8 protein-coding genes and 1 tRNA gene are annotated in these 5567 nt (G+C 60.6%); 6 read left to right on the top strand and 3 right to left on the bottom strand.

The genetic code is table 11. From position 1 onward, the window contains the following. The coding region (locus AC04P6_RS02350) for a putative manganese transporter (RefSeq protein ID WP_475564983.1) at positions 1-710 on the top strand (710 nt) is incomplete at its 5' end. 6 nt (positions 711-716) lie between these two features. Here the strand turns inward: AC04P6_RS02350 and AC04P6_RS02345 are convergent. The 3 genes from AC04P6_RS02345 to AC04P6_RS02335 all read right to left on the bottom strand — a co-directional run bounded on the left by AC04P6_RS02345 (position 717) and on the right by AC04P6_RS02335 (position 3350). Then, positions 717-1610 (bottom strand): diacylglycerol/lipid kinase family protein, encoded by an 894-nt coding sequence (locus AC04P6_RS02345; protein WP_475564982.1) that lies wholly within the window; start codon positions 1608-1610, stop codon positions 717-719. A gap of 209 nt (positions 1611-1819) precedes the next feature. Continuing rightward, positions 1820-2944, bottom strand: a complete 1125-nt coding sequence (locus AC04P6_RS02340; RefSeq protein WP_475564981.1) for an IS1249 family transposase — start codon at positions 2942-2944, stop codon at positions 1820-1822. Between the two features lie 330 nt (positions 2945-3274). Then, a tRNA-Lys gene (locus tag AC04P6_RS02335) sits at positions 3275-3350 on the bottom strand. 193 nt (positions 3351-3543) lie between these two features. Between AC04P6_RS02335 and AC04P6_RS02330 the strand changes: the two genes are divergently transcribed. From AC04P6_RS02330 to rpsK, 5 genes are all read left to right on the top strand, one after another. Then, entirely contained in the window at positions 3544-4104 is a 561-nt protein-coding gene (locus AC04P6_RS02330; RefSeq protein WP_475564980.1) for a shikimate kinase, read from the top strand. 249 nt (positions 4105-4353) lie between these two features. Next, complete coding sequence (infA, locus tag AC04P6_RS02325; protein ID WP_475564979.1) at positions 4354-4572, top strand: translation initiation factor IF-1; 219 nt, start codon at positions 4354-4356, stop codon at positions 4570-4572. 127 nt (positions 4573-4699) lie between these two features. Further along, on the top strand, positions 4700-4813 hold the full coding sequence (rpmJ, locus tag AC04P6_RS02320; RefSeq protein WP_006363204.1) for a 50S ribosomal protein L36: 114 nt from the start codon (positions 4700-4702) through the stop codon (positions 4811-4813). 18 nt (positions 4814-4831) lie between these two features. After that, complete coding sequence (gene rpsM, locus AC04P6_RS02315) at positions 4832-5200, top strand: 30S ribosomal protein S13 (RefSeq protein ID WP_475564978.1); 369 nt, start codon at positions 4832-4834, stop codon at positions 5198-5200. A gap of 10 nt (positions 5201-5210) precedes the next feature. Beyond that, a partial coding sequence (gene rpsK, locus AC04P6_RS02310) for a 30S ribosomal protein S11 (protein ID WP_475564977.1) occupies positions 5211-5567 on the top strand: 357 nt, incomplete at its 3' end.

Below are 5567 nucleotides of genomic sequence, written 5' to 3'. Positions count from 1 at the left end.
TGCTCGGCGTGGTGCCTCAATGTGGATTCTCGGCAGCGGCATCAACGCTCTATGCTGCGCGCGTCGTCACCCTTGGCACGCTTTTCGCCGTGTTCCTTTCTACGTCCGATGAGATGCTACCCATCTTCATTGCCGAGCAGGTCGACCCTGCGCGCATCGTTCAGATTATCGGCCTGAAGGTCGTCATTGGCCTCATTATGGGCTTCGTCATCGACGCGATCGTCCGTTTCACGCATCATGCGGGCGACGGTGCTCCGCATATCGACGAACTGTGCGAGCGCGACCACTGCCATTGCGATGGGGAAGAGGAAAGCCACGGCCCCCTGCGTAGCGCCATTCGTCATACGCTGCAGGTCACGCTGTTCATCTTCCTCGTGTCGCTCGTGCTGGGCGGCGCCATCGAGCTGGTGGGCGAGGAAACCCTGGCGACGTTCATGGAAGTGCATCCCACGCTGTCCGTGGTGGCCGCCTCGCTGGTGGGCCTTATCCCCAACTGCGGCGCGAGCGTCGTGCTCACCGAGCTGTATCTGGAAGGAACGATTGGCTTCGGCGCGGCTATGGGCGGCCTGCTCGTGTCCGCCGGCATCGGCCTGCTCGTTCTGGCGCGTACGAACCGCCACGTGAAGCAGAACCTCCTCATCATCGCCGCGTTGTTCGCGTCGGGCGTGATGTGGGGCTGGCTCATTCAGCTGGCCGGTATTTCCCTGTAGTGTTCTCTACAGCACGAGCAGCGCGCCGGGGCACATCTCGACGTCGAACACGCGCGAGCGGATGCGCTCGCCGTCCATCTGCGCGGGCGGTTCCGATTCGAACTCCACATGCAGGCGTTCGCACGTGAGCAGTTCCATGTTCTTGAACTTCGTATGCCCGCCGTTCTTCGCGCGCAGGAAGATGTAGGCCGATTTCAGCAGGCCCAGCGGCGGATGCGCGATGCATACGTCGAACTTGCCGTCATCCATGCGTGCATCGGGGCAGATGCGGAAGCCTCCGCCGTAATAGGGGCCCACTTGCACGGCGAACGTGATCGACGAGCTTTCTACGGCGTCGTGTCCGTCGAACGAGGCATGCCAGGCATGCGCATCGCGATGGTGGGCAATCTGGTCGAACCCGCTTTCCATGTAGAGCGCCGTCCCGCTTTTGCCCGTGCGCTTCCTGCGTTCCACGGTGTCGATGGCGATAGCGGCGTCGAGTCCGAACGAGAGCGTTTCCATGAAGTAGGTGCCGTTTACGCGACCCAGGTCTACCGTGCGCGGCTGATTGGCGGCGATGCGCTCGATGGCGAGCCCGTGTTTCGTGGGAATGCCGAGCGCGTGCGCGTAGTCGTTGCCCGATCCGGCGGGAATGACGCCCAGCACGGGGCGTTCGGCGGACGGAATGCGCATGAGCCCGTTCACGGCTTCGTGTATGACGCCATCTCCGCCTAGCGTAATGACCGCGTCGTATTCGCGCGCCTCTTCCGCAAGCTTTTCGGCATGGTTCGCGCGTTGCGTGGGTTCCAGGCGAACGTTGGCCCCCGTTGCAGTGCGCAGCAGGGTTTCCGCGTCGCGCGCCATGTCGGCGGCGCGCCCGTTCTGAGCCGTGGGGTTCGCTATAAGTAGGATGTTTTGCATGGGGTCATTGTAGCGGAAAGCTTGGTCGCGGCGGGGTTCGAGCAATGCGGCGTGCGGGCGAAATCCCAGGGAGCGCCGCGTTTACGCGTGCCTTTTTCAGAAAAGGCAACGGGAGGTTTGGGGTGTCATTGCGAATCCCCAGGTCGGTAAGATCGCTCGGCTGAAATAGGCTTGCAACAGCGAGTTAAAGGACAAAACGTGTTGGTGACTTACTCCCACTCGATTCTCCATGGGAGCGCGTGCCTGAGTTCCGCCCAGACTAGCCCGTCGCCCCATTCGGTTGGCCCTTCGCGCTTCTGGGGTTCGTAGGCCGCCTGCCGGTACAGCTCCGCGATGTCCTCGTCGGTCGGCATCGTGGCGAGAATCTCGGCGGCGCCGAGCGGGCATTCCGTGTGCATGTAGCACCACCAGAAGACCGCCTTCGCCCGCCTCACTAGGCTAAGGCCGCGGTGCCTGCGCAGCATGTCCCGCAGCTGGGCGTTCACCCCTCCCTCGATCTTGTTGTTCGTGGCCGGCAACGGCCCTTCGGCCGTCAGCTCGGGGTCGAGGAACGTGAACAGGTGCCCGCGTTTGATCAGCGCGTTCAGGCCGTTCCTCGCGGCCACCAGTCGCTCGTGGGTCCAGCCCATCTTGCCGGTCTCCTCGTTGAGGGTCCGTTCCGCCAGGAACGCCTCCCAGCGCGCGCACCAGCCGTTGTAGGCCTGCAGCCAGGCGGTGGCCGACTCGACCGTGTTCGCGTGCAGCAGCCCCCTGGCGAGCCCGTAGAGCTCGACTCCCGCCTGCAACTTGGGCCTGGTGGTGGTCTGCCTCTTCACCTGGTTGAACGCATGGAACACGCATCTTTGCACCCGCGTCTCCGGCCAGTTTCCCCTCCTCGCCTTCTCGAACCCGCTGCCACCGTCGGTGACCACGACCTCGGGAGGCGGTATCTTGGCCATGAGCGCGCCCCACGACCTCGAGCTCTCCGACCGCGCCATGTGCCAGCCGATGACGAAGTCCTCGGTGGTGGCTATCAGAACCACGACGTTGCGCGCGAGGTAGATGCCGTCGATGAACACGACGCGGTGCACCTCGCCGGTGATCGGGGCAATGGGCCACACCTCCCAGAACCTGGCGCACTTGCGCCTGAACGTGCGCCCACCGCCGGGCATGTCGGCCTGCCGCTTCCCCGACAGCAGCCATCCCAGGAAGGTCGCCAGCAGCTTTGCCGCGTTGTCGATCCTCCTGGTCGACGTCGCCTTGCACGACGTGCACCGCCACCTCTGGGAGCCCGCCTTCGTCTTGCCGTACTTGATCACGTCCCCGCCGCATGCGGGGCATTTCCGCTTGCTCATTAGTCGCTCGTTCCACTCGCTTGCGTCACGAGCAACCACATTGGCACTTTTACGGCTCTTGAGCTGCGGTTACATTCCAGTTCACCAACACGTTTTGTCCACCCTCCTAGTTGGAGGCGCTCAACTAAACAAGGGCATTTACGAGGTTTGACCTGGGACAACGGACAGAATCACCAACACGAAATGTCCTATACCCCGCAACAGCGCATTTGAACGTGCCTTTTCTGAAAAAGGTACCGGCTGGTGGGTTGGTGGGGTTCGAACCCTCATGGTGCGTGGTTGAAACTCGCCCAAAACGAAAGAAGCCCCCAATAGGGAGCTCTTGAAAAGTGGTGGGCCGTGGGGGGCTCGAACCCCCGACCTTAGGATTAAAAGTCCTCTGCTCTACCAACTGAGCTAACGGCCCACGGCGCTAAGCGCAATGACACATTCTACCGATGGCCCTGCATTTGGTCAAACGATTCATTTCTTGTTCACGGTATTGGTTCTTTCCCGGTCCTGCGCTACAATGCACGCAATTTACTTTAGGCGGCTGGAGTACGCAACCGTTCGCGCAGCATCCGTGGCATGCGCTCGCCAGCTGGAAGGAAGGGCTTACCATGGCAGTGAAGCGACATCATGCAGGCGGCTACGACTTGGCCAAGCAGGTGTATTTCGTGGGCTTCATGGGCGCCGGCAAAACCACGGTATCGGGCTATCTGGCAACCACGCTCGGCCTTCCCTCCATCGACGCCGACGAATATCTCGAGCTCCTGGAAGATCGCGTCATTGCCGACATCTTCGCCGAAGATGGGGAAGACTACTTCCGCGACCTGGAAACCGAGTACCTGGAAGACCTCTCGCAGCGCAGCCCCCGCTTCATCGGCACCGGCGGCGGCGTGGTGAAGCGCTCGTGCAACGTCGACATCATGAAGAAGTACGGCTACATCATCTACCTGGGCGTAACTGCCGACGAAGCTTCTAGCCGCATCCCCAACACCGATTCGCGCCCCCTGTTCAAGGACATCGAAACGGCGCGCAGGACGGTGCTCGAGCGCGAACCGCTCTACGCAGCGGCCGCCGATGCCTACGTGAACACCACGGGTCGCACCGTTCAGGACATCTGCGCGGAAGTGAAGCAAATCCTCATCGATAATGGAGTTTTGATAGAGGAAGACTAAACGCGCTATAGTGTTTGTCTGAAGCGATTCGAAGCGCGCGCAAGCGTGTCTTCGTTTTACGGAAGGCGGATGTTCACTGGGTAAGCGCTTCTCCCCCAATTCCGCTGCATAGTGCTGGGCGCCGTTCGACCGCCCGTTCGCGCGACATACGCGCGAAATTTGGGCGCATTGTGCGCCTAAAGGCATTTTGCGGCGCCTTTGGCAACTTCCCCTTTCGCCGTGCAAGACAACGCTCGTATGGAGGAACCTTTGAGCAAAGAAGACGTTATCGAACTTGAGGGCACCGTCACCGAGGCTCTGCCGAACGCTATGTTCAAGGTAGAGCTGGAGAACGGCCACAACATCCTGGCTCACATCTCTGGCAAGATGCGCATGCATTACATCAAGATTCTGCCGGGCGACAAGGTAACGGTCGAGCTCTCCGTTTACGACCTCGAACGCGGTCGCATCACGTATCGTTTCAAGTAAACCTCCCACCGCGCAAGCGGTTTCGGTTTAAGCGCGCATGCAAGCCGCTGCATGCTCAGTAAGACAACCATCACCTGCGGCTGGGTGTGAACATACATGTGGAACACATACCGAAAGGAAGTTTGATATGAAGGTACGTCCTTCGGTCAAGAAAATGTGCGACAAGTGCAAGATCATCCGACGCCACGGCAAGGTTCTCGTTATCTGCGAGAATCCGCGCCACAAGCAGCGTCAGGGCTAGAGAAAGAGGAAGAAGAACATGGCACGTCTTGTTGGTGTCGACCTCCCTCGCGACAAGCGCATTGAAGTCGGCTTGACCTACATCTACGGCATTGGACTCACCACGTCCAAGAAGATCCTCGCCGAAACCGGCGTTAACCCCGATATCCGCGTGAAGGACCTTGGGGAAGACGATCTGGCGAAGATCCGCGATTACATCAACGCGAACCTCACGGTAGAGGGCGACCTGCACCGCGAAGTTTCCCAGAATGTTAAGCGCCTTATGGAAATCGGTTGCTACCGTGGCCTGCGTCATCGTCGTGGCCTGCCCGTTCGCGGTCAGCGCACCCACACGAACGCTCGTACCCGCAAGGGTCCTCGCAAGCAAATCGGCGGCAAGAAGAAGTAGGTGTAACTAAGTGGCTCAGAAGAAAAACGTGCGCGCACGCATCAAGCGCTCCGAGCGTAAGAACATCACCGTTGGCGCCGCGCATATCAAATCTACGTGCAACAACACGATTGTCAGCATCACCGATCCTCAGGGCAATGTGATTTCCTGGCAGTCCGCGGGCACGGTTGGCTTCAAGGGTTCTCGTAAGTCCACTCCGTTCGCCGCTCAGATGGCTGCCGAGGCTGCTGCCAAGACCGCCATGGAGCACGGCCTCCGCAAGGTTGCCGTCTTCGTGAAGGGCCCGGGTTCGGGCCGCGAGACCGCCGTTCGCTCGCTGCAGGCTGCGGGTCTCGAAGTCTCTAGCATCCAGGATTGCACGCCCATC

It is taken from the genome of Denitrobacterium sp., from assembly GCF_056180635.1.
This window is presented reverse-complemented; position numbering and strand designations above follow the sequence as displayed.

Excerpts from the sequence above, each read along its gene's own strand:
- AC04P6_RS02345 (WP_475564982.1), bottom strand. The coding sequence starts at position 1,610 with ATGCAAAACATCCTACTTATAGCGAACCCCACGGCTCAGAACGGGCGC.
- AC04P6_RS02340 (WP_475564981.1), bottom strand. The coding sequence starts at position 2,944 with ATGAGCAAGCGGAAATGCCCCGCATGCGGCGGGGACGTGATCAAGTAC.
- AC04P6_RS02330 (WP_475564980.1), top strand. The coding sequence starts at position 3,544 with ATGGCAGTGAAGCGACATCATGCAGGCGGCTACGACTTGGCCAAGCAG.
- rpmJ (WP_006363204.1), top strand. The coding sequence starts at position 4,700 with ATGAAGGTACGTCCTTCGGTCAAGAAAATGTGCGACAAGTGCAAGATC.
- rpsM (WP_475564978.1), top strand. The coding sequence starts at position 4,832 with ATGGCACGTCTTGTTGGTGTCGACCTCCCTCGCGACAAGCGCATTGAA.